Source organism: Mageeibacillus indolicus UPII9-5 (assembly GCF_000025225.2).
In the GTDB taxonomy this organism is placed as follows: domain Bacteria; phylum Bacillota; class Clostridia; order Saccharofermentanales; family Fastidiosipilaceae; genus Mageeibacillus; species Mageeibacillus indolicus.
In genome coordinates, this window is record NC_013895.2 from 1,208,730 (window position 1) to 1,232,123 (window position 23,394).

Annotated in this window: 17 protein-coding genes; all 17 read right to left on the minus strand. The window is 44.9% G+C overall.

Translation table 11 applies throughout. The features are described from left to right. Nucleotides 1-42 precede the first annotated feature (42 nt). Nucleotides 43-867, minus strand: a complete 825-nt coding sequence (locus tag HMPREF0868_RS05355) for a hypothetical protein (protein WP_012993692.1) — start codon at nt 865-867, stop codon at nt 43-45. Between the two features lie 195 nt (nt 868-1,062). After that, entirely contained in the window at nt 1,063-2,589 is a 1,527-nt protein-coding gene (gene glpK / locus HMPREF0868_RS05360; RefSeq protein WP_012993693.1) for a glycerol kinase GlpK, read from the minus strand. A gap of 417 nt (nt 2,590-3,006) precedes the next feature. After that, on the minus strand, nt 3,007-4,614 hold the full coding sequence (locus HMPREF0868_RS05370; RefSeq protein WP_012993694.1) for an InlB B-repeat-containing protein: 1,608 nt from the start codon (nt 4,612-4,614) through the stop codon (nt 3,007-3,009). Nucleotides 4,615-4,778: 164 nt separating this feature from the next. Next, nucleotides 4,779-5,552 carry a hypothetical protein gene (locus tag HMPREF0868_RS05375; protein ID WP_041705699.1) on the minus strand — a complete coding sequence of 258 codons (774 nt, stop codon included), beginning with the start codon at nt 5,550-5,552 and terminating at the stop codon, nt 4,779-4,781. Next, entirely contained in the window at nt 5,521-7,758 is a 2,238-nt protein-coding gene (locus HMPREF0868_RS05380; RefSeq protein ID WP_049779011.1) for a DUF3160 domain-containing protein, read from the minus strand. The genes HMPREF0868_RS05375 and HMPREF0868_RS05380 overlap by 32 nt, the downstream gene beginning before the upstream one ends. 280 nt (nt 7,759-8,038) lie before the next feature. Further along, nucleotides 8,039-9,286, minus strand: a complete 1,248-nt coding sequence (locus tag HMPREF0868_RS05385) for a CaiB/BaiF CoA transferase family protein (RefSeq protein WP_012993697.1) — start codon at nt 9,284-9,286, stop codon at nt 8,039-8,041. 25 nt (nt 9,287-9,311) lie between these two features. Continuing rightward, nucleotides 9,312-10,340, minus strand: a complete 1,029-nt coding sequence (locus tag HMPREF0868_RS05390; protein ID WP_012993698.1) for an electron transfer flavoprotein subunit alpha/FixB family protein — start codon at nt 10,338-10,340, stop codon at nt 9,312-9,314. Between the two features lie 16 nt (nt 10,341-10,356). Then, nucleotides 10,357-11,142: an electron transfer flavoprotein subunit beta gene (gene etfB, locus HMPREF0868_RS05395; protein WP_012993699.1), complete on the minus strand. Its 786-nt coding sequence runs from the start codon at nt 11,140-11,142 to the stop codon at nt 10,357-10,359. Nucleotides 11,143-11,150: 8 nt separating this feature from the next. Continuing rightward, nucleotides 11,151-12,290, minus strand: coding sequence for an acyl-CoA dehydrogenase family protein (locus HMPREF0868_RS05400; RefSeq protein ID WP_012993700.1), 1,140 nt, complete (start codon nt 12,288-12,290; stop codon nt 11,151-11,153). An 11-nt stretch (nt 12,291-12,301) separates the two neighbouring features. Further along, nucleotides 12,302-13,855, minus strand: coding sequence for a class I adenylate-forming enzyme family protein (locus HMPREF0868_RS05405; RefSeq protein WP_049779012.1), 1,554 nt, complete (start codon nt 13,853-13,855; stop codon nt 12,302-12,304). A 164-nt stretch (nt 13,856-14,019) separates the two neighbouring features. Continuing rightward, nucleotides 14,020-15,141, minus strand: a complete 1,122-nt coding sequence (locus HMPREF0868_RS05410; protein ID WP_012993702.1) for a 2-hydroxyacyl-CoA dehydratase subunit D — start codon at nt 15,139-15,141, stop codon at nt 14,020-14,022. A gap of 2 nt (nt 15,142-15,143) precedes the next feature. Next, nucleotides 15,144-16,412, minus strand: coding sequence for a 2-hydroxyacyl-CoA dehydratase subunit D (locus HMPREF0868_RS05415; RefSeq protein WP_012993703.1), 1,269 nt, complete (start codon nt 16,410-16,412; stop codon nt 15,144-15,146). A gap of 92 nt (nt 16,413-16,504) precedes the next feature. Continuing rightward, complete coding sequence (locus tag HMPREF0868_RS05420; protein WP_012993704.1) at nt 16,505-17,284, minus strand: acyl-CoA dehydratase activase; 780 nt, start codon at nt 17,282-17,284, stop codon at nt 16,505-16,507. A 242-nt stretch (nt 17,285-17,526) separates the two neighbouring features. Continuing rightward, complete coding sequence (locus HMPREF0868_RS05425) at nt 17,527-18,687, minus strand: YkvI family membrane protein (protein WP_012993705.1); 1,161 nt, start codon at nt 18,685-18,687, stop codon at nt 17,527-17,529. 373 nt (nt 18,688-19,060) lie between these two features. Then, on the minus strand, nt 19,061-20,362 hold the full coding sequence (locus tag HMPREF0868_RS05430) for a nickel pincer cofactor-dependent isomerase, group 22 (protein WP_012993707.1): 1,302 nt from the start codon (nt 20,360-20,362) through the stop codon (nt 19,061-19,063). A 99-nt stretch (nt 20,363-20,461) separates the two neighbouring features. After that, nucleotides 20,462-21,628, minus strand: coding sequence for a YkvI family membrane protein (locus tag HMPREF0868_RS05435; RefSeq protein ID WP_012993708.1), 1,167 nt, complete (start codon nt 21,626-21,628; stop codon nt 20,462-20,464). A gap of 423 nt (nt 21,629-22,051) precedes the next feature. Continuing rightward, nucleotides 22,052-23,359 (minus strand): uracil permease, encoded by a 1,308-nt coding sequence (gene uraA / locus HMPREF0868_RS05440; protein WP_012993709.1) that lies wholly within the window; start codon nt 23,357-23,359, stop codon nt 22,052-22,054. Nucleotides 23,360-23,394 lie beyond the last annotated feature (35 nt).

The following is a 23,394-nucleotide window of genomic DNA, read 5'->3' on the forward strand; positions in this document are numbered from 1 at the left end:
AGCAAGGCGAAGACCGAACCCGGGTCAAACTTTTTTCAATTTTTAAGCGATATAACAACCTGAGTAGCTATGTTGGACAGCCTTGATAAAATCATTGATATCCATATATTTCAAACCGCCCCAATAAAAGTCTTGGCGAGACTGGTCAGGATCCAGGAAATATATGCGCCCGATATTGGCCGGACTATTTTGCTGCGTCTGATCATCCATTAGCTTAGCAATACGGTAACCTATGCCTAAAACATATTTTGATCCCGTAGCCCCCGGATAAAGGTAAGAGGCATCAACGTGATAAATAATCGGGTAACCGTCAATTACATTCTGTTTAAGCATAGAGCGAAAACGATTCGGCTCCGTCTCACTGTTCATATTGTACAAGAAGTATCCGGGATCATAATTGCTGTCGGGCGTGGCATAGCCGAACAAATGACTGTTAACGCTTTCTTTAACCTTACTTATGTCAGTTGGCTTGCTCATTGCTGCCTGAGTATATGCCCCGTTGAGTTCAGTCGCAAGCTGCTCTTGAGATAAATCAACGCGACGATATTTAAGCAACATTTGAACGGCGGCCTGCGCTCCGTCAGCCCCGTAATAGTCTGAAGTCAGCGTCCTGATCGGCAAGATATTTTTACATATTTCCGGAATGTTGATCATGGGCGGCTTGTAGTTCTTGTCGCCGGCCAACCAACTGCGAATGCTTATACCCTCGGTAACGCCAAGCTTTTTTTGCAGCTCTGTCTGATACTGAACTTTTGCGTTATAGCCGTATGCAACCGGTGTCGAAAAGGTGGCAGCGGATAAGGCAACTACTGACAGGGACGCCAAAATAACTGATCTGATCTGAACTGAACTAAGTAATCGTTTCATTGTTTCACCTCCGTAACATCTTTATATTTTTATTATAACCTTCAATTTTTCCGATCTCCACTGTAAATTTGCACAATATTCATTTATAGAACTTATGCACATTCACTATGTGCATGCAAAAAAGCTATCATAATTAGCATATATATCTATAATAGCTATACTTTTCTCCTGAAGTTACGGTTACCAACTTTAAACTCATTCATCTGTGGTAAAAAGCACCGCATTCACCGCCCGATGCCAGCCATGCATAAGTTCATTTCGTCTCGCTTCCGTGCATTTAGGAACAAAAGCAATGTCGCGATGCCACAACTTGGCCACTTCCGAAATATTTTGCCAAAGACCTACCCCTAAACCGGCCATCAAGGCCGAACCAAGCGCGGTTGTTTCAACTACTTGCGGACGTTCAACCGTCGCATCAATCAAATCAGCCTGCAACTGCAGCATAATATCGCTGACTGCCGCACCGCCGTCCACCCGCATCACCCGCTTTTCGCCGATTTTCCATACCCCGGCCTCAACACAATCACGGCTTATGCATGAATATACATCGGCCACCTGATAAGCAATTGATTCTAAAGCCGCCCTACATAATTGTGCGCGATTAACCCCACGGGTAAGGCCAAAAATAGCCCCCCTAGCTTCCATATTCCAGTACGGAGCGCCGAGTCCAGTAAAGGCCGGCACAATCACCGGATTTCCCTGACCCTCAGCCCGCCGTGCCAAAATTTCAACCTCATCCATTGTCTGGATCAGGCCTAGCTCATCTTTCAGCCACTGCAAAGTAGATCCGGCATTAAAAACTGAACCTTCCAAAGCATATTGCACCCCATCGCCAACATTCCACGCTACGGTAGTCAAAAGTCGATGCTGTGATTTTACAGGCGTTTTCCCGGTCTGAGCCAAAATAAAGCCGCCAGTGCCATAGGTTGATTTGATTGTGCCTATATTAAAACACGCCTGCCCGAACAAAGCCGCCTGTTGGTCTCCTGCCATCCCCGCAATCGGCACTTCGCGCCAATCCGTGTCGCCGAAATTTTCATCAAGCACATAGCCAAATATGTGGGCATTAGGCTTAACTTCAGGCAAAAGGCAGCGTGGAATATCTAGCATCGACAGAAGCTCATCGTCCCAAGTTAAAGAATGAATGTTGAAAAGCATAGTTCTGGCGGCATTGCTATAATCCGTAGCATGCACCGTCCCGGCGGTAAGTTTCCAAAGCAACCATGCATCAATCGTACCGGCCAGCAGCTCCCCTTTTTCAGCTCTTATTCTGACATTCGGTACATTATCTAAAATCCATCTTATTTTGCTGCCAGAAAAATAAGCATCCGCCACCAAACCAGTCTTCGCCCTGATCATATCTTCACAACCGTTTTTTACCAATTCATAGCAGAGATCGGCCGTGCGGCGACATTGCCAAACAATGGCGGGATAAACCGGTTTGCCGGTATTTTTGTCCCAAACGACCACGGTCTCCCGTTGGTTAGTTATCGAAACGGCTAAGATTTCAGCGGCGGTTATATTTTCTTTGGCCATAGCCAGCTGTATCGACTGACATACGGTCAAATATATCTCTTCCGGATCATGCTCGACATAGCCCGGCTCTGGATAATACTGTTTAAAAGGTATTTTTGCCTGAGCAACTATTTTACCCTTATCATCAAATATTATTGTACGCGAGCTGGTTGTTCCCTGATCAATCGCTAAAATATATTTTTTCATTGCGTTTCCTTATCCATTTCTGCTGAATCGCTTGTTGTGAATAAATTACCTGTTGTCGGGTGACATTGTTTATCGGTGGTAATCATTGAAAAAATTTGAAAAATACTACAGTTGCATTTTCGCACTTTTTCTCCATTTATGCAAGTTGCACAACCGATTCGCGGTAAAATCAGGGTAAAAACCAGATAAACATACAAATCAAGTGCGAATAAACCGACTTAATTTTACGCCCGCGCCCGCGCCGTGCCAACCTCACATTTGTAAAAAATGACATAAAGCAGCATAAAATTAAGGCTGTGAGCGGTTCAAGCTCACAGCCTTTTTTTGGCAACAAAACCCACTGAATTAGTTTGCTAATTTGCCTATCAGCCCCCTGTATAGAACAAGCGGATGCAACAGGCTGGATACCTGCCAAGATTACTTACTCGCTTCTAAAATTCTCCTTTTTATCCAAACCGAAATCAGGACAATAGAAAATCCTAATGCTGAAAGCATGGTGCTATATGAGTCGGTCTCCCCGGTTTTAGGTATAGTGTTATCAATTTTACCTGCCTGTGGCTTTCTTGACTGTTTTACTGCTTGCTGCTTTCCTAAATTCATGCGGTCATTAGTAGGTTGCTCCGCAACAAGCTGCGCCTGTGTGTTAGAACTGTAATTCGGCGCTAACCATGGAAAAGCTGCCGGAGTATGATGGTCGCCGCCCGGTCCCGGCTGAACATTGTCAGATTTCTTTTCCCATACAGCCTGCAAAGTTATATCAGGGTTATCAGAACTAATTTTTAATTCGTCTCCCGGTTGATAAATTTTATCGGCAGTTGGATCTTTCCAGCCCTTAAACACAAATCCGTCTTTTTCAACGGCTGCGGCCACATTAATAGTTCCCGAGTCTGTATTCGGTTGAAGTGTGTATAAATTTACGCCAAAAGTCCCGGTAAGATCAGCTGTAGTTGTTTTACCGCCATCCGCATTATATTTAAGGCAGTATTCTTTATCCCAGAGTGCGGTAAGAGTTTTCGTTTGACCATTTTCACTTGTTTGCATGTCCAGAGCCGTAAGTAGTTTTAATCCAGTTACGTTATATCGAGTGGTATCCGTCTTCGCCCAGTCTTTGTTATAAGCGTTTTTCGTCTTTGGATATTCATCCTTGTCATACCAGAAGACAAATTTATAACCCTGCCTTGTAGGCAACTTATCCGTTATGTTTACGTGGACCATTTTATTATCGTTGTCTGAAGTCTGAGCGCCGGCCTTATCGTCAAAGGTAGGACCAATTCCTTCAAAATTGCCGCCGTTGGCGTCATAACTTAAATGCGCCGAATATTCTTTAGGCTGCTGCGGTTGCGGTTTAGGAATTACTTTAATCTTGTAGCCCAAGTAACCAAAGCGAGTTATCTCCTGTCCATTGTCAGCCTTGCCACGGATAGAATAATGGTAGTACAAATAGATGTATTTGTCGTTGGTTGATTCTTTGCCTGTAAATGAGTAGATTATTGGCTTTCCCTTCCCACTTGCAAAATCGTAATTTACCTCTTGAGCAGATGCATTAGCCGAAGGAGAATCACCTAGATATTTGGTTAAACCTGCTACTTCGCTAGGATTATTTTGGCAGTCATGATACTTACCGTCAAAAAACCAACCGCTAATTGACGTACTAAAGGTGACCGTACCGTATTTTAATTTACCTACAGCAACTTCATCAGTCACAAAAGTATTAATATTACCCTTATCGGTGGCTTTTCCTCCCATTAACCAGAAAACCTTTTCGCCGAATTTAACAGACTTACCTGCGGTAAGAATGATTTCACCCACACTATTATCATCTACTTTTCCTGTAGGTTTATCTTTTAAAGTTTTAGCACTTTCCAACGTGCCGTCCGAGCTGAAAATGCTTGTCACAACTTTATTTCCATCTTGTGCGTCTTGCGTTCCTTCTGTTTCTTGCGCATGTACATTAACACCCATAAGAGAGACAAAAACAAGCGTAAGAGCCAATAAAGACGAACAAATTCCAAAAACTTTTTTCATACTGCTTCCTCCTATGCGCAACGTTATATATAATATGATATGTTACATAAAAAAATGTCAACAATTTTTACATTTTTACATTTTATTATAATTAATATCAAACGCAAGAGAGTGAAACGAACTTCAAGCAACACAGCTGAAAAATAATCACCGTCAAACAATCTTTAACCTATAGACTTATCTCGAGAAAAATAAAGACCATCATCCTCCGTAAATCCCCAACCGGACCAAAAATAAGTATGTGATTCTCCCACCGTGCGATGAAAATCGTTCTTATATTCCCCTTCAACAGTCTCCAAAACTGCCTGCGAGGCTATTTGATCCGGCTTACCTGGCCGTAAACACCAGGTGTAAAGCGGACGTGGCAAATTGGAAGAACACCATAACGGCTTAAGCCGGCCGCAGCGAACCGTGTATAAAAACAGATGATTTCTCACCGCCGGAGAATCCGGCTTTCCGCTGCCTTCATAAAAGCTGTAAGACTTCCACAACGAAAAAAGACAATCCATATCTCCGTCGCCGTTAACATCCTGTAACGCAAACGAATCCACGAACCAATACGGGCTGCTTCGCCAAATTTCTTTACCGTTATCGCCGACAAACCTGAGCACTCCGTCATGCAAAGAAACCGTCAACTGACCGATGGCCCCTGTTTTGTTCACACTAATGCCGCCAACTTCTAATGGCCGAGCTTTTTTCTCGGCAAAAAAAGCACGAAATTCAAGTGTATCACCATATTCGCCATGCCGGCACGTCAAGCAACTACCTAATCCGGCGGCCGTGCCAAGAGCAATAACCGCTATAAGCAACCCGGCTACCCATCGTTTCCACTTTACCAGCGCATTAAATTTTTGTACAACAACAACAAAGCCCAAAGACAACCAACGGCCAGCGGATTTTACCGACTCATTGAACCAAGTTTTCTTTAGTACAGACATAATCTTGCCATACAGCATAATATTTGTTCAGTTCGGTCTGCGAAGCTTCTCGCAGTAATTTATGCCATTCATTAATCGTCATCCTTTGACTTAGTGGCACAGTAAACTCGAACTGGCTGTACACGGCTCCTCGCCCCAATACCACCTTGCCATCACGTGGAAAAGCGACCACGATATTATCGGCAAAGCCGGTAGCTTCCTGCAAAACTTCTCCGTTCGGGTCGGTAGCCACGTCCGCTACTACCCCGTCGGGATGGAACTCCTGAAATCTGGCCGGATCCAAATCCAAACTATCCATCTCATCTTTTTTGGCCGTCTTCCAAAAATGCTCCAATTCCGCCCCGTACTGCCTGATAAATTCATACTCTTCCAAACTGCGTGGCGTGTTGGCCAATTCTTTTGTCGCTATATCACCCAGACGATCGGCGATATTGTTAAGCTTGTTGAAATGAGTCTGCAACTCAGCCGTGCTTAGTCCCAAAGCCTCAAGTCCGGCAGCAGTTTGCCGTGTCAAAGCGGCCATGCGCTTATACAAGGTCGGGTTCGGTTCAACATAGCCCCGATCGTCCGGCGGTGGCATATTTCCAGCACTTGCCCCACCCATTTCAGCTATCGGCGGTTTGCTGTAAAGAGCCGTAGTATATTTCAATTCCGTCCAACTAGCCAAAAATGTGGTGAGCTCTTTGCGTCGCCAGGCATCGTTTTGCATGAAGAACGGGAAGCCTTTCCGGTCCGCATTATCGGCCAGCGGGCGCAGCATATTAATCCACGACCAATACAGATTGGAGGTCCATACATCTTCCTTCAAATTTTGCATATAGTCACGGCACAGCTTCAAATTAGCTGCATATGCAGGATATTTTTTTACGTCAAAGTTTTGTTTCAATATTTTTTCCGCCTCAGCTGAGCCAAGCGCCGCCGGTATATCCAGACCCTTAGGCAACATCCTTCCTTTCACGGCACGATCCATAAGTTTCTGAAAAATGGCCGCGTCAACGGTGAATCGCTGTCCCATAAAACGAAAACCTTTGACGGCTTTTACCTGATCCGGCTGAATTTCTTCCTTATAAATGGGAACTGAATTAACTGCTGGGGGCGGCAATTTGTTGATTAGTTTAATTGCCTTGCTCAATTTACCACTGTCGGTAACCTTGTCTTCCGTCATTTCGCCTTGATACACTTCACGCAAAGCAGACTCATAATCAAGCGCGGTTATATCATCGCACTCACCAACAAAAAAGTTGATTGTATTAAAAATAGTCTGCCACATTTTTTTGATTTCCGGTTTAACGGTATTTGCTGCCATCAAAAGAGATGATTTTAACTCATCTTCAACTGCAGCCCGAAATGTAACTTGCCCGTACCACATGTTCGCTTTAAAGTAGCGTTTCATTCCCTCGGAAAAGATATAATGTCCCCGCACCTTGAACTGCGAGTAATCCTGCTGGTAGAGATCCGTATCACTTTTAGCCTTGCTACCCAAATTGACAACCGGAGATGGCGCGATGCCGTTGGCTGCTTCGATTAAACTCATTTCTTGCGCAACCGTCTCGGCAACCTCTTCCGGCGGCTCAAAATTCGGGAATAAAAGTTTGTACGCCACCGCAAAATAAGCTAGGTTTCGCCGCGCGGCATTGGCAAAATTCCCACCTTTCAGCCGTTCATACTGCTCGGCCGAGGTTCTGAACATTGAGCTGGTCAAATCTTTCAAAGTTTTATCCAACGTTTGCCGCTCCACATCCTTCAGGACATAGTCGTACATCAAATAAAATGTGTGCAGCACCGAGTCAGTCGTGATGAAACTCGGTACAGCATTATAACGGTTGGTTTCATAAGTATCGTAAAAAGTACTTTTATGCGACGGCAAGACGACAAAACCGTTGCGCTCAATATATTTGGCGGCATCGGGCAAAATATTGATGGCAAAATAAAAATCGCCCTGCTCATCGGTGCCGGCGCGGAACTGATTGAGATTGAAAATATTTTTTAGATCCGACTCAACCGCATAAGCCGGAACAGCCGCCGGACCTTTATATTCGGCGACCTTGCTCACAGCAAAAGCCGGATCGGTGTGAGGTTTGATTGCGATCGGATTGCTCGGATTGCTCGGATTATCGCTGCGGGCGGAGCCTCCAGGCGTTTCGGTACAAGAGCTTAGCTGGAAAAGTAAAGCTGTAATAAGTAAGAGTGCAAGTGTTTTTTTCATAGCCGCCTCCTGTCGCGAACAAAAAATTGCCCTCAAAAATATAATAACCAATATAGCTAATATAACACTATAGAAATACGCTATGGGCATTTTATCATATTTTAAACCAAGCATGCCAGCATCATATTTCATTTTTATATTTCAGTTTAATATTTCAATTTAACTTTTCTCCTCCGCAAAAAACAAGCGCAGCCGGTAACCGGACTGCGCCATAGATCTAACAGTATATATTTTTGTAGACTTTTACAAGTTTTTAGCAAACAGCCTATGCGCTAGCTTCTTACTTTTTAAAGTCATCCGGATTCCAGAAGTAAACTACGCCTTCCGCCTTAATACGATTGATTTCCGCTTCGGAATATCCCAGCTCGGCCAGTACTTCTGCACTTTGTTCACCGATGAACGGCCCACGTTCGTATTTCGGCACGCCCATCTCCTCAAATTTAACCGGCTGATGCACCAGAGTGCGCTCGTTGCCGTTCGGGTATTTCATCTTATAGAAACAATCATTAGCCCAAGCTTGCTTGTCCACCAGAATTTCTTCCCAGTTTTGCGCCAAGCTGAAGGGGATATCGGCCTCTGTGAAAATTTTGCTCCACTCCGCCACCGTCTTGGTGCCGAATGCCGCCATGACAATGTCATAAACTTCACTTGAAGCCTTATTCTTTTGCAAGTTTTGGACCGGGAAATATCTCTCACTGTCAACCAAATCCGCCCTGCCTATGGCAGTTATGAAACGTTTGTAATACGTGTTGTAATCCGGTGTGCAGGTTTGAATGTAACGGTCATCAGCGGTGTGCCAACAGGCCAGAAGCGGGTTGTCGGCCTCACGGATATTAATAGGATATTTCGCACCGGTTTCAGTATACTGAGCTGACTGAACCATCATGCCCATGTTGAAAATCGCACTTTCAAACAACGACGTTTCAACTTTCTCACCTTTACCGGTCATTTTGGCATGGTAAAGAGCCGCCAGCAAGCCGGCTGCCAAATTCAAGCCTACGTTGTGATCGCCGACGCCAGGAACAACATTCATCGGCACGGAATCACGTTGCCGCAACATTTCCAAGTATCCACCACGGGCAAAGAAGGCAGTAAAGTCAAATCCCGGCAAGTCCTTGTCCGGGCCCTTTTCACCATAACCGGTGACCATGCCATAGACAAGTTTAGGGAAGCGAGTTTTCAGTGACTCATAGTCAAGGCCGGCTCTTTGTAACGCACCAACCCGCCAGTTGGTGATCAAGATGTCGGCACCATCCAGCAGTTTAAATAAAATTTCCTTACCTTCCTCAGACTTGGTATTGATAGAAATATTACGTTTATTAGCATTTTCCAACTCCCAAGTCGTGTTCTCAAACATGTCGAGCGGACGGCCTTCGGAAGGTGCGGTATAACGCAACGGATCACCGCGCGAACTTTCAACTTTAATTACATCAGCTCCCAGATCGGCAAAAAAACGGCCGGCCGTCGCAGCGGCTATAAAGTTGGCAAGCTCCACGACCTTTACTCCCTCTAATAGCTTCTTTGACATTTTACTACCTCCTATATTTTAAAAATTATTCAGCTTGTTTGGCGGCATGTTGATCAATAGCATCAATTATCGCCGGAATCACCGCGTACAAATCTCCTACAATACCGTAATCGGCCACTTCAAAAATAGGTGCCTCGGCATTCTTATTGATGGCAACGATTATATCCGAACTCTTCATGCCAGCTAAATGCTGGATAGCGCCGGAGATACCACAGGCAAAGTAAATAACCGGCTTGACGGTTGTACCTGTTTGCCCAACTTGATATGAATGTTCAATCCAACCGGCGTCTACGGCCGCTCGGGAAGCCGCAATTGTGCCGCCTAACCGATCCGCCAATTTTTGCAACAGTTTAAAGCCTTCCGCATTGCCTAAGCCCATACCGCCGGAGACAATATATTTAGCGTCGACGAGAGAAACCTGTTTGCCGATATTTTTGACTACCTCTTCAACCGTTAAACGCAAGTTGGCCGGGGTCAAATCAACCTTCAGTTCAACAACTTCCGCCTTTCTATCGGGAGCAAATTCAGTTTTGCTCATGACACCGGGGCGAACGGTCGACATTTGCGGCCGATTATCTTGGCAAATGATAGTGGCCATCAGGTTACCGCCGAAAGCCGGACGCGTCTGGAGTAATTTTTTATCTTTCGGATCAATTTCCAGCTTAGTGCAGTCTGCGGTCAAACCAGTGTTGACATCGACTGCCAAGCAAGGGCCAAGGTCGCGGCCGATGTGTGTTGCGCCGAGCAAGACAATTTCCGGTTTATATACTTGAATAGCATCACCAATTACTTTGGCATAGGCATCATTAGTGTATTGCTGCAAACGGGGATCGCGTGCCACGTATACTTTGTCAGCACCCCAGCCGGCTAATTCAGCAGTCAGCTCATCGACATTTTTGTCGCCGAGTAAAACTGCGGCCAATTCTGTTCCGATCTCTTTGGCCAACTTTTGACCTTCCCCCAGCAACTCAGCCACTACCGGGGTTAGTTTGCCGTCACGTTGTTCAGCAAAAACCCAAACGCCGTGATAATCTTGTATGTTTAAAGTTTTCATAAAATTCCTCCTCGACTCAGATAATGTGCTTAGCCGCCAGTTTTTCAACCAGAGTTTCCGCCATTGATTTCACACTGCCTTCCAACATTTCACCGGCGCCCTTGAGCGGCGGGGTAAAGGAGCGGAATACCCGAGTCGGCGATGCTTTCAGCCCGCATTCGTCTGGATTGACTTCAACATTTGTATGATCCCAAACCGTGATTTCAGTCTCATATGCTTTAAAAATGCGAGCCAGATTCATGTAGCGAGGAGTGTTTAATTCTTTAACCATTGTCAGCAAACAAGGTGTCTTGACGCTGACTACTTCATAACCGTCTTCCAGTTGACGATGAACTTTTACTTCACCATCTTTGAGTTCGCATTTTTCAACATAAGATACAAAAGGAAGACCAAGTCGACGGGCAACCTGCGGTCCAACCTGAGCGGTATCCCCATCTATGGCCTGCCGACCGGCAAAAATAATGTCATAATCGGCAATTTTACGAATTCCGGCTGCAATCGTCGTTGAGGTAGCGCAAGTATCGGCTCCACCGAAAACACGATCGCTCAACAGGTAAGCGTTGTCGGCGCCCATAGCCAAGCATTCGCGCAACATGGTCATAGCTTGCGGCGGCCCCATGGTAATAACATCTACCACAACATCTTCATTTTCATCTTTTATACGTAGAGCCTCTTCCAAGGCATTGGCATCATCCGGGTTCAAAATACTCGGCACACCGTCACGAATCAAAGTTCCCTTTACCGGGTCAATCTTAACCTCATTGGTATTAGGTACCTGCTTTACACAAACTACTATTTTCATCTTGCACCTCACTTCAATAAACTGTTGCTGATAACGATTTGTTGTACCTGAGAAGTTCCCTCATAAATCGTAAAGACACGGCAGTCACGATACATACGCTCAACTTTATAGTCTTTGATAAAGCCATAACCACCATGGATTTGCACTGCTTTAGCACAAATTTCGTTGCAAACTTCCGAAGCGAACAATTTGGCCATCGAGCAATAGCGCCCGGCATTCTTATCGTTGCGATCCTTGAGTTCCGCGGCGTGATAAGTCAGCTGCCGAGCTGCTTCCAGTTTGGTTGCCATCTCAGCCAACATAAAACTTATCGCTTGGAACTTGGCAATCGGTTTGCCGAATTGCTTACGTTCCTTGGCATATTGAATGCTTAATTCCAAAGCTCCACCGGCAACACCGATAGATTGTGCAGCAACCCCTAAACGTCCTACGTCAAGAGTTTTCATAGCATTGATAAAGCCCATTCCTTCGGCGCCAAGACGGTCTTCCACCGGTACTTTGACATCTTCAAAAATAATGTCTGAAGTAGCACAACCGATGATTCCCATTTTGTCTTCAGGTTTACCACAAGTAACGCCAGGTGCCTTCATATCCACCACGAAAGCAGTGATTCCTTTGACACCCTTAGTAGCATCGGTGCGGGCATAGACAACTGCATAATCAGCGAGCGGCGCTTGAGTGATGAAGCACTTGCGGCCGTTGAGTACATAGTGATCGCCATCCAATACGGCTGAAGTAGTCATTGAATTAGGATCAGAACCGGCTCCAGGTTCAGTCAAAGCAAAGCAAACCTTTTTTTCACCCGAGGCTATCGGCAATAAGTATTTTTGTATTTGATCTTTCGTGCCTGAAATCAGCAAAGGACCGCTGGACAAAGAGTTGGCGGTAGATACATATATGCTGGCAATCGCGCTTATTTTGGATATTTCTTCCATAACCATCATATAGGTTACATTGTTGCCGCCGGCACCGCCCAAATCGCGGGGTACTTTAATTGCAAACAGTCCTGCTTTGGCAAATTTCCGCAAAATTTCTTCCGGGAAAACGCCGCTTGCCTCTACTTCATCGAGGACTTCTTTAGTCAGTTCCTGCTCAGCAATTTGTCGAGCTAACTGTCTAATCATTTCTTGTTGTTCCGTAAAAATCATTACGCTACCTCCTAGCTTTTATTAACAGCGGCCAACCGTTCTTGGGCTTGCCGATGTATTTTCTTCAAATCAACTTTTCCGCTTGCCAAGCAAGGAAATTCATCAAAAAATAGTATATATTTAGGTATTTTGTATCCAGCCAAATGTTCAACCAAATCAGCTCTAATTATTTCAGCAGTGTAATTTGCTGTCTTTTGAGGCACGATGCATGCACAAATTTCCTCCTGCAGAATCGGATCTGGCACCCCGAACACGCTCACAGCGGCAATTCCCGGTAAAGCAGAAATCGCCTTCTCAATCTCCACCGGCGAAATATTCTCGCCGCCGCGAATAATAATCGTTTTACTTCGCCCGGTCATAACCAAATTGCCATCTTGGTCAAACTCGCCGAGATCACCGGTGTCGAGCCAGCCATCGGCGGTAAAGGCAGCAAGCGTTTCCTCAGGCTGATTATAATATCCCTGCATGACATTATATCCGCGCACTTGAATCTTTCCGCTCTCGCCACGGGTAACCGGATAGCCGTCATTATCAACGATTCGCATCTCGACTCCGTCGATAGGAACACCTACATTGTCCGCCGTAGCTACCTTGCCATTGCACCGCGGCACAATGGTACAACAAGGTGATGTTTCCGTCTGCCCGTATGAGGGTTGAATCGCACAGCCGTCCGCAAACATTGATTTTACTTTTATAAAATCTTGCTGGTAAATTGGTGATCCAGCAATAATTCCACTGCGAACACTAGATAAATCGTAGTCTCGCCGCGCCGGATTGGCGTACATCGACAAGTACATTGAAGGTACACCGTTCAAGACCGTGCATTTGTAGGATTGGATTTTTGCGAAAGCCGGCACACTGCGGAACCTTGGTAAAACGACCAAGGTCATCCCGGTATGAAGAGCTGTCAAAATACAGCCAGTCAAGCCGAAGCAGTGAAAAAACGGCACGGTCACACATACCAGATCATCCTTTCCCCACTGCATAGCGTCTACCATAGCTTTAGCATTGTTTACCAAGCTGTAATGACTCAGTTGAACCGCCTTAGGCAACTGAGTGCTGCCGGATGTACACATAATCAGTGCAGTACTGTTCGGTCGGGCAAAATCTACGAACGGCGGCCTGTGCAAATATTGGTCAGCCTCGTCGCTTATATTTGCCATTGACAAAAGATTTAAATTTCCGGACCGACAATTTACTTGATTAAGGGTCCCGGCAAAAAGACATCCTTTATAGCCTTCGCCGTATATCAGAAAGTCAATTTCAACCCGGTCGCACAGGGAAATCAGTTCTTCATCCGACAAAGCCGTATTCAAAAGCACCGGCACTGCGCCGATACGGCACAATGCAAGTAAGGTCAATAAATATTCACCCGAGTTTATACTCCATACACCTATACGCCGACCTGCGGTTATTCCCTGTTGGAGGAAGTAGTAACACCGGGCATCAACTTTGCGATCAATTTCTCCCCAAGATAAGGTGAAATCATCCGCGATCACTCCAATTTTTTCCGGATACATTGCTGCAACCTGACGCAATAACCGGCTAATAGTAAGTACAATCAATCCATTACCTCTTAAAATCGGCTGGGCAACGGCAATTGTTCGTTGCCCGTACCGACACATTCCTTTTGTAAATAATTTTGGTGCGCCTTTCAGCTGACCTATTGTGAGCCGCTAGGCTCATAAAACTCTACCGAGTCAGTCTCGGATTTTGAACTGAATTGTTCTCAGCTCAAAAGATCGACAAATGTTTCAATAGCCGTCTGGGCCTGATCAAAACGATCCATTTGGCTATCAATTTCAATTAACAGAACAGGTATTCCGGCCGCTTGCAAAGCCCTGCGTAACGGAACATAATCGAATTCTTCTGGATCGCTGAATTTGGTCAGGAAGACAATAACGCCACCGGCCTTAGTCTTTTGAGCCAAGTCAACCAACATCGGACCGCGCTTTTTGTCTTTATCATACAACAATGAGCAGTAATCCATCCGGGCAAACTTATCCACCAATTTTTCGATAGCTGTTGAACCTTCCGTAGCGTCAACGCGGTACTGACGGGACTCATGCAAAACGTCATCGGCAACAATATTTATGTTGTTATCTTCCAAGATCTGCAAAAGATTATTGTTATCAACGATGATGCCTGAAGTAATAATTCGCAATTTTTTGTGTTCAACCGGTTGGTTCACCAGCTCATCCAATAACGCCCGCACCAACTTAGTGTGATCTTCTTTGCGCATGAACCAGGCACTCTTGAAAACGTCACGCCGGCGGCATGGGGTAAGGCAATCGTATTTCGCGCAGGCAGCGGCGAAATCACGCATAGCCGCATTATGAGCGTTGTATATTTCAATCGATGCCGCCAATTTTTCATCGGTAAGAACAGCACCGGTCAATTCATTCAGTCGCTTTTCAATACGCTTATATGCAGCTTTGGTGAACTCACGACCGCAAGGTATGGCGCGGTTTTGCGGATAAACGGCCGGAATAAACGGAACATTTTTGACAGCGTATTTCCAGTTCTCTCCCAAGGCTTTCAAGCTATCGCTTAAAGAAGGGATAACGATTGCAGTCATACCGTCATACTTACCTTTAATCCCCAGTTCAAGCATAGTTTGCAGCAAAGAAGGAATGAAAGCCGGGAAATAAGCTTTAGCATCTTCAACTTGCATATAAGCACCCCAAACGCCGAACGGAACGAAGCCCATCGCATGTATAACTTCTTCCGGGGTATAGCCAGGAGCACAACCAACGACCTTTTCACCAGCATCTAAAAACTTTTTGAATTGGACAGCCGGAGTTTCGGCGATCTCGTGAAATTGATTGAATAGTGTTTGTAAATCCGCCATGATTAAGCCTCCTTAGCTGATGCTTTGCGGTCGGCCATAATTTCAGCCAAACCCTGTACCCGGGTATCATACTGTGCTTCTGAGAAGTTACGCGGATCAGCCTGGTCACCATCAAAGCTGACTACAGGTATATCGCAGGCTTCACCGATTTGGCGACTCATTTCATACATGAATCCGCTCCACAGTTTGCACGAACGGTTGGTGTGTACCAAAATACCTTCAGCTTTGGTACGCTTGACTATCGCAATACGATTATCGCGCGCTTTTTCCAAATTGCAGCAGTTAGGCACTTGACAATAGCACCGAATAAGGCCATCAAAATCATCGTACAGCATGCCGAAAGCGTCAGCATAGATAGTCGCAACCATGTTAATACCACGAGATTTCAAGCCGGTCGAAGTGACACGCAAATGCGGCCAGCACGCGATACCTTCAAACATGATACGATGAACCTCTTCAGCTCTGAAAGTACTCGTTCCGTTTTTAACTGCTTCAGCATATTCTTTGGTCAAAGCTTCAAACGCTTCAGCCGCTTCAATTCGGCCGCGGGCACATACTGCAACCGCCATGTGATTGAGTAAATCAAAGCCATTTAGCGGTGACGGTTGGAATCTGGTATAGCCGGTAGCTTCGAGCCAAGCCTTAGAAGTACGATTGGAAATTTTCATTACTTCCTTGAAACGCTCATCTGACCATTTTTTACCGGTAATTTCTTCCAGCTGATGGATGGCATCCAAGAATTGTCCCTTGACATAGGCAATGTGCTCAGGGCTCACATCATAGTCAGGATTGAAGGGGATGTCGATCAATATCATAGGAATATTCAATTCTTTCGAAATATTCTCATACCATTTGATCATACAGTTACAAATATTGTTGCAGCACAGGACAAAATCCGGCAAAGGCATATCCTGCTCCGGCGCACTCTTGGTTTTCATGTAGGCCAGACTGATTCTGGCGTAAGCACAAATATCGTTGGAATAACCGTCATCCTCGGCTATCTCACACATTTTTGTACCCGCACCACGCGCCGATATAGCTGCCGCCTGATTCTCAGGATAGCAGACCTTCAGTCCCAAGGTTTCAAAAATTTCCTCGGGGAAGTTGCTTGCACACCAGCCGATTTTTTCGCCCCGTTCTTTAGCCTCGAATACCTCGCGATAGTGTTTGACTATCACCTGGCCGAGCTTGTACTTGGCGGAATTTGTGTCAATTACTTTCGGCTTCTTTACTTCCGGTTTTGCTGCTTCTGTCTTAACTTCTTCTGCCATTTCCTACCTCCTGTTTTTGTTTCCGTATTTAGTCCAATTATTAATCAACTTATAAATAAGTTAAATCAAATCGGATTTTTTTCGCGCCTGCTTCAGCTTGCTGAACGCATTTCATATGCAAACAGCGCTGCTCCGAAAGCCCCCATAAATTGGGCGTCCGGCGAATAATGAATAGTTACCCCAAGTTGGCGTTCCAAGGCTCGTCTGACTCCCCCGTTACGTGCTACTCCGCCGCTCATGCATACTTCTTCTCTTATCCCAACGCGTTTGGCCAGCGAAGCCACCCGCGCCGCAACCGAATCACAAATTCCAGCTATCACATCTTCCCGCTTATTACCCGATGCCAGCTGCGAAATAACTTCAGATTCCGCAAACACCGTACAAGTGCTGGAAATACTAACCGATTTTTCAGCTTTGAAAGCTTCCTTTTCTAAGTCGCTTATGTCAAGTTTTAAGATATTTGCCATAACATCGAGGAAACGCCCAGTGCCAGCCGCACACTTATCATTCATCAAAAAATTAACCAATTTGCCTGATTCGTTTACGGACATAACTTTCGCATCCTGACCGCCAATATCGATTATCGTCCGTGCGGCCGGAAAAACATAGCTTACACCTTTGGCATGGCAAGACAATTCGCTCATTTGCTTGTCAGCGCCTTGAAAAATTTTACGCCCATAGCCGGTAGCTACAATAAAAGCTATATCTTCACGCTTAATCTTCGCTTCCTGTAACAACTGACTCATAACTTGCTCCGGTCCGTCCGTTCCAATACCGGCAATCATCAGTGTTTTGGAGTACTCTTTACCGTTTTCATCCAACAAAACACATTTTGATGTCGTTGAACCGATGTCAATTCCAAGATAGTACATAATTAAAGCTTCATCCCTGTTCTTTAATGTTCTATAAAACTTTGTTTATTTTGAATATCGACCCTGCTAAGATTTCTATCTTTTCAGAAGCCGACGCACCGCGCAAATCCTGCACTGGTAGCTGTTGATTTAAGCCGTATCTCGCAATCGCTATGCTGAGATTATGGCGATAAGCAGCCTCAGCACAAACTGCGGCTGCTTGTAAACCTATTTTTTAATCGCTTTGACAAACGATATATTTCCTACTTATTGGCAAATGCTTTAATCTTTTTGTGGCCGATGATAATAGTCGGAATGATAACCACAACAATACAAGCATAGGCCAGATATTTATACCCTTTAGCCACAAGAGCATCTAACCCGATCAAAGACACGAAACCGCAAATTATAAGCAATACTACAACAACTGCCAAGTCGCGCCCTACACCAGGCTTCATCGGTATAAATTTGCTGTATCTAGCAATAACGGCAAATGCGAAGCTTACCAAAGTAGTAATAATGGCCAGCAACAGAATCAGCACGTACAAATACCGCAGAACGTCGATTCCTAAATAATTGGCAACTTCCAAATTAGGAATGAAGGTTTTGGAGGCACGGTTAGGATTGAAGAATTCGCCCAGAATATTCGGATAAGCGAACAGAAGGAAGGCAACGCCGTAAATTAGCAGTGCATTAGTAACTATGCCCCACATGGTAGCTTTCACTGAATCTTTGCGAGTTTGAATACCTTTAGCAACCGAAACCACATTGGCCATGTTACCAGCTGATTGGAAACCGGCATACAAGATAGCTGACCAGATTGCCGGGATTAACAGGCTGCCGCTGAACTTAGGCAACGTGGCCGGCAGATCGGCACTCATTGCCCAGTGTCCGGCAAAATTTGCTTTGGCGGAAACGAGGCCGACAACGATAACAACACCTACGGCAAGCAAAATCACCAAGGACATGAATGTCGAAGAAGCGCGCACGACGGCAGACCCGAATATCGTCAAGACAACCGTTATGATACAAAGTAATGCTATGCCGAAATTAATGCTCCAGCCGAACTGTTGGTTGAGGGCTTTAGCTCCCATGGCAATGCACGAACCGACTACAATAAAAACAGTCATCACATAGACGAATTCAAAGAATGTAGAGAAAAACTTCTCATACGGGGCAAAAAAGCTGTTGGCAAAAGACTTGAAGTCGTAAGTCTTGGCTAAGCGAGCATATTCAACCGAATAGTAAACGCACATGCCCAAAATAATCATTGCGATTAAGCCGGTGAACAATCCCCAAATGCTGAATTTGCTGTAGAATGCCGCGATCTGATTGCCAGAAGCTGCACCAGGACCGCAGTGAGCACCGAACCATACCGCAGCTACCCCCAAATATACAGGGAGCCCCTTTTTACTACTACCCATAACACACCTCCAATTTTGTTTCCTTACGTAACAAGATTCTTAAGTTCTGATGTCTGCATTATATCGCAAGAACTTGGTGTTTTGAGGCCAATTATGTATAAATGGCAATAATATAACATTTATCAGAGGTAACAATATATGCATTTCCGCCAAAAACACTATAATAACAGCTTATGCTGTAAATACTTTTTATAATTAAATAGTATAAGCAGCCAAAGACCGATGACAATTTTTTATAACTTTTTGCGGTTGCTTTTTCTAATCGTTACCTGTGAACTTATACCTTCCGTATCCGTTTTTTCATAAGTCACAAGATACGCATTCGCACTTAAACTTCGGCAAATACGCATCTTATGACTACATGCAGCACCTTTTACAAATTATTAATCAAGAAATTGTCTTTATCGAATTTTAGATCATACGGTTCGGATATCAATTCCACGTCACTACGATCTTTTATGGTCTCCCAATAAGGCAGCGAAACCTCAATTTCTTGCATGTGTAAAGTGTTAATTATATGGGCTATTTTCGCTTGAGTATAATCTATGCCGAGGCAGGTGCGAATACATACTTTTATAGCATCCAAATCAGTCTCGACAAACATCGGAATAACCCCGCCAGTCAAAATATTAACTGTCGCCACGTTCGTCCAGGTAGCTTGGAAATCAATGTCGTTCAAGCACCTCCTGGTAGTGATATCAGCACCGCGAATCCCGGCACCGTTGTGGTGGCTTGCCTCAGAAATACCACGAATGAATATTTTTTGGCAGTTCAGCTCTTTTTCGAATCCCGGTGAGTTACTCCGTCCGGTGATATTGGGGTCATGGCCGTTACCACTGATATTCTTGCCGATTTCATCGATTATCAGCAGATCAAGATTAGGATTTTTAAATTTGGCGATTCGGCGTTTGGCAATTTCCAATAGAGCAGCATCTCGTTCCAAGAATTTTTCCGGCTTGATCACCTCAAGTTCGCTTATGTCATCATAGGCGTTTTGCACAATGCCGACACCGAAAGCTACCGGTGCTTTTTCAAGAAACAGACGGCAAACCTTCGGGATTCGCTCGCCGAAGCTTTGGAACCCCATACGATGGAACATTGACGCACCCTTGTGGTTGGCGATTCCTATTGCCATCATTTTCGCCAAGCCGCTTTCGTGAGCAGCGCGGAAATCAGTGTGTGGCTTAATTTTGTTCATGATAATAATGCCATCTGATTCATAAGCGTAACGATCGCAAAACACCGGTGTTCCGTCATCCAATTTGCCTAACTCGACCACATCCATCGTTGCCTTTATCGGGACTCCCATAGCAGCTTCGGTAATCCCATAACCTTCAAGGATTTCCAGCTGACCGGCAACGGAGGCCGCACCGTGGCTACCCATGGAAGGAATGATGAAAGGTTCCGCGCCTAGTTCCTGCAAACATTCTATCAACGTCCGCACCATAGTTCCCAGCCCGGGAATCCCGCGGCTGCCGACCGTGATGCAAAGTTTTTTGCCCCGCCACTTAGTTTCACCGGCAAATTTTTCATGCATTTCACGGCGCAAATGCTCCGCCAAATCAGCGATATAATCAGACTCATAGATCTGCCTTATTCTGACAAACTTAGGTATTTTAACTTCGTCCAATCCTGGAATGGCAAAATCTATTTTGTCAAACGATAAAAACTGCATTAAACTGCCCCCTTTATTCCGATAGCCGCAACCTGAATCGGTTGCGGCCGGTAAAGATATCTACTATATTTGTACTTTCAACCGATTTTGTAAATATTTCTAGCAATTTTCATTTAATTTTTTAATCTTTTTATGGCCGATCACTATCGTCGGAATAATTACAACGACTATGCAAGCGTATGCCAGATATTTAAAGCCTTTGGAAACGATGGCATCGAGGCCGATCAAAGAGACTAAACCGCAAAGGATCAAAAGACAAATGACAACAATAAGATCACGTACTACACCATTGGTTACCGGAACATATTTTCCATAACGCGCTATGACAGCAAAAGCGAAACCGACCAAAGTGGTTATTATCGCGAGCAGCAGAACCAATAAATAAAGGTACTGCAGAGTGGTATTGCCGATCGAATTTACCACTTCCAAATTAGGAATAAAGCTTTTTGAGGTGCGGTTGGGATTAAAGAATTCGCCCAAAATATTTGGATAGGCAAACAGCATAAAAGCAACTCCATATATAAGTACAGCATTGCTCATTATACCAGCCACGGTAGCTTTGACCGAATCTTTCCTGCTGCGCATGCCTTCAGCAACCGAAACTGCGTTGGCCATATTGCCGGCCGATTGGAATCCTGCATACAAAATAGCTGACCAGATAGCAGGCCACAGCAAATCAACACTGAAATGCGGCAAAGTTGCAGGCAAATCCGCCACCTGATGCCAATGATCTGCGAACCGGCTTTGTGAAGATGCCAAGCCAGCGATAATTATAATCCCGATAGCGGCAAGAATCATTACAGTCATCACTGTTGAGGAAGCCCGAACCACCGCCGACCCGAAAATGGTCAAAACTACGGTCAAAGCAGCAAGCAGCAGTATACCCAAGTACAAGTGCCAGCCGAATTGTTGGTTAAGAGCTTTAGCACCGGTAGCAATACACGAGCCTAAAACCAGCAGTACTGTTACAACATAAGTAAATTCAAAGAATGTGGCGAAAAATTTCTGATACGGAGCGAAAAAGCTGTCCGCGAAATCTTTAAAGTTGAATGTTTTGGCCAAACGGGAATATTCTACCGAATAATAAATGCACAAGCCGAGTAAAACCATAGCTAAAATGCCGGTGAACAACCCCCATATGCTGAACTTGCTGTAATATGTTGCCACCTGATTACCTGATGCCACGCCTGGACCGCAATGCGCTCCAAACCAAACGGAAGCCACTCCTAAATAGACTGGCAGACCTTTCTTGCCGTTACTCCTCATAACTACCTCCATAAAGTGAAAATATGATCTTGCTTCTACCTGAAGCCACCTCTTCGTGAGGTTGTTTCTTCATGAAACAAGTTTATTTTAACTCATTTCGGTAAAGCGCGGATGCTTTTTGTGCAAAATAGCAACAATTGACGATGTAACTCCGGTTAACTTTAGCTAACAACAATAAAACAATATTCATCTAATTTGTTATTTTCCGGACGTGCAAAATATTTTAACTCTCAATAATTTTTTATCAACTTATGTCATACAATTAACTGTAGCAATTCGAAAGCAAAATTTTAAACAAAGGTATAAAAGGCAAAAAATCTGCCGTGACCGAGCGAATACGGCCGCGACAGATCTTTTAATGCCTAGCAATTTCGGACATACCAATTCACTGTATACCAATTTCGGTGTATGCCAATTTCAGAATTATGCTTCGCTGTTGCTCAATTTAAATTTATCAAACAGCGCAAAAACCAAACTTATTATTACCGCCACGACACTGGCCAAAACCATGCCGGAAAATTCAACCGCGCCAAGGCGCAAAACCACTTGGCTTAAGCCGGTTACAAAGACCACTGAAGTGATGACTAAGTTTTTGTTGTTGCTGTAATCAACCTTTTTATCCACCAACAGTCTGATACCTGAAGCCCCGATCATACCATAGAGCAAGAATGTAACCCCACCAATTACATTACCGGGAATTGTTGAAATTAAAGCCGCCAACGGACCGATAAAGGCCATAAATATGGAGATTACGGCCGCGCCTCCAATTACGTAGACCGAATAAACGCCGGTAATAGCCATGACACCGATATTTTCACCATACGTGGTTGTCGGAACACCACCGACCATTCCGGAAAGTGCGGTGGAAAAGTTGTCGGCGAAAATTGTCCGATGCAAACCAGGATCTTTCAACAAATCACGTCCTATTATGTTGCTAGTAACTACCTGATGACTTATATGTTCAGCAGTAATAACCAGCAAAGCCGGAACCATCGTGGCAATCGCCCCAGGAGCAAAGTGCGGCAGCTGGAAATGCGGCAAAGTAAAGAGGCGTGCGTTAAGCACCGGAGTAATGTCCACCTGTCCCAGAAGTGCCGCCGTAATATATCCGGCGATTATAGCCAACAAAATCGGAATCGTTCCCCAAAATTTACGGAATAGAATGCTGCCGAAAACGGCCACGCAAAGCGTCACACCAAAAATTATTACATCATTTCCGGTAGCAACTAACTTACCGTTATGCATAATATGCGCACCAATCTCGCCGGCCAGACCGGTATTCCCGTTTACCGTGCTCATCGCCAATTGGAAACCGATCAGTGAAACAACCGAGCCCATAGCCGCTGGGGGCAGACACACGTCAATCCATTTAACTCCGAATTTATAAATAATCAGAGCCAGCACGCACCCGGCTAAACCGGTAACTACGAATGCTCCTTGGGCATATTGAAAACCGAGGTTGCCTCCGCCGTATCCGGCTATAATCAGCGCCCCCGGTCCCAAAAACGCGAAGCTTGAGCCCAAATATGCAGGAGCTCGCATCTTTCCGATACATAAGAACAACAATGTTCCAACACCATTCATTAATAAAACAATGCCCGGATCAATACCGAATAATAATGGTACTAAAACCGAGGCACCGAACATTGCGAATGTGTGTTGTATACTGAGCGGAATCAATAATTTATTGGGGACCCGCTCATCCACTTGAATGATTCTTTTCTGGCTCATATTTCCCTCCTAAAATGTACTTCCAGAATTATACA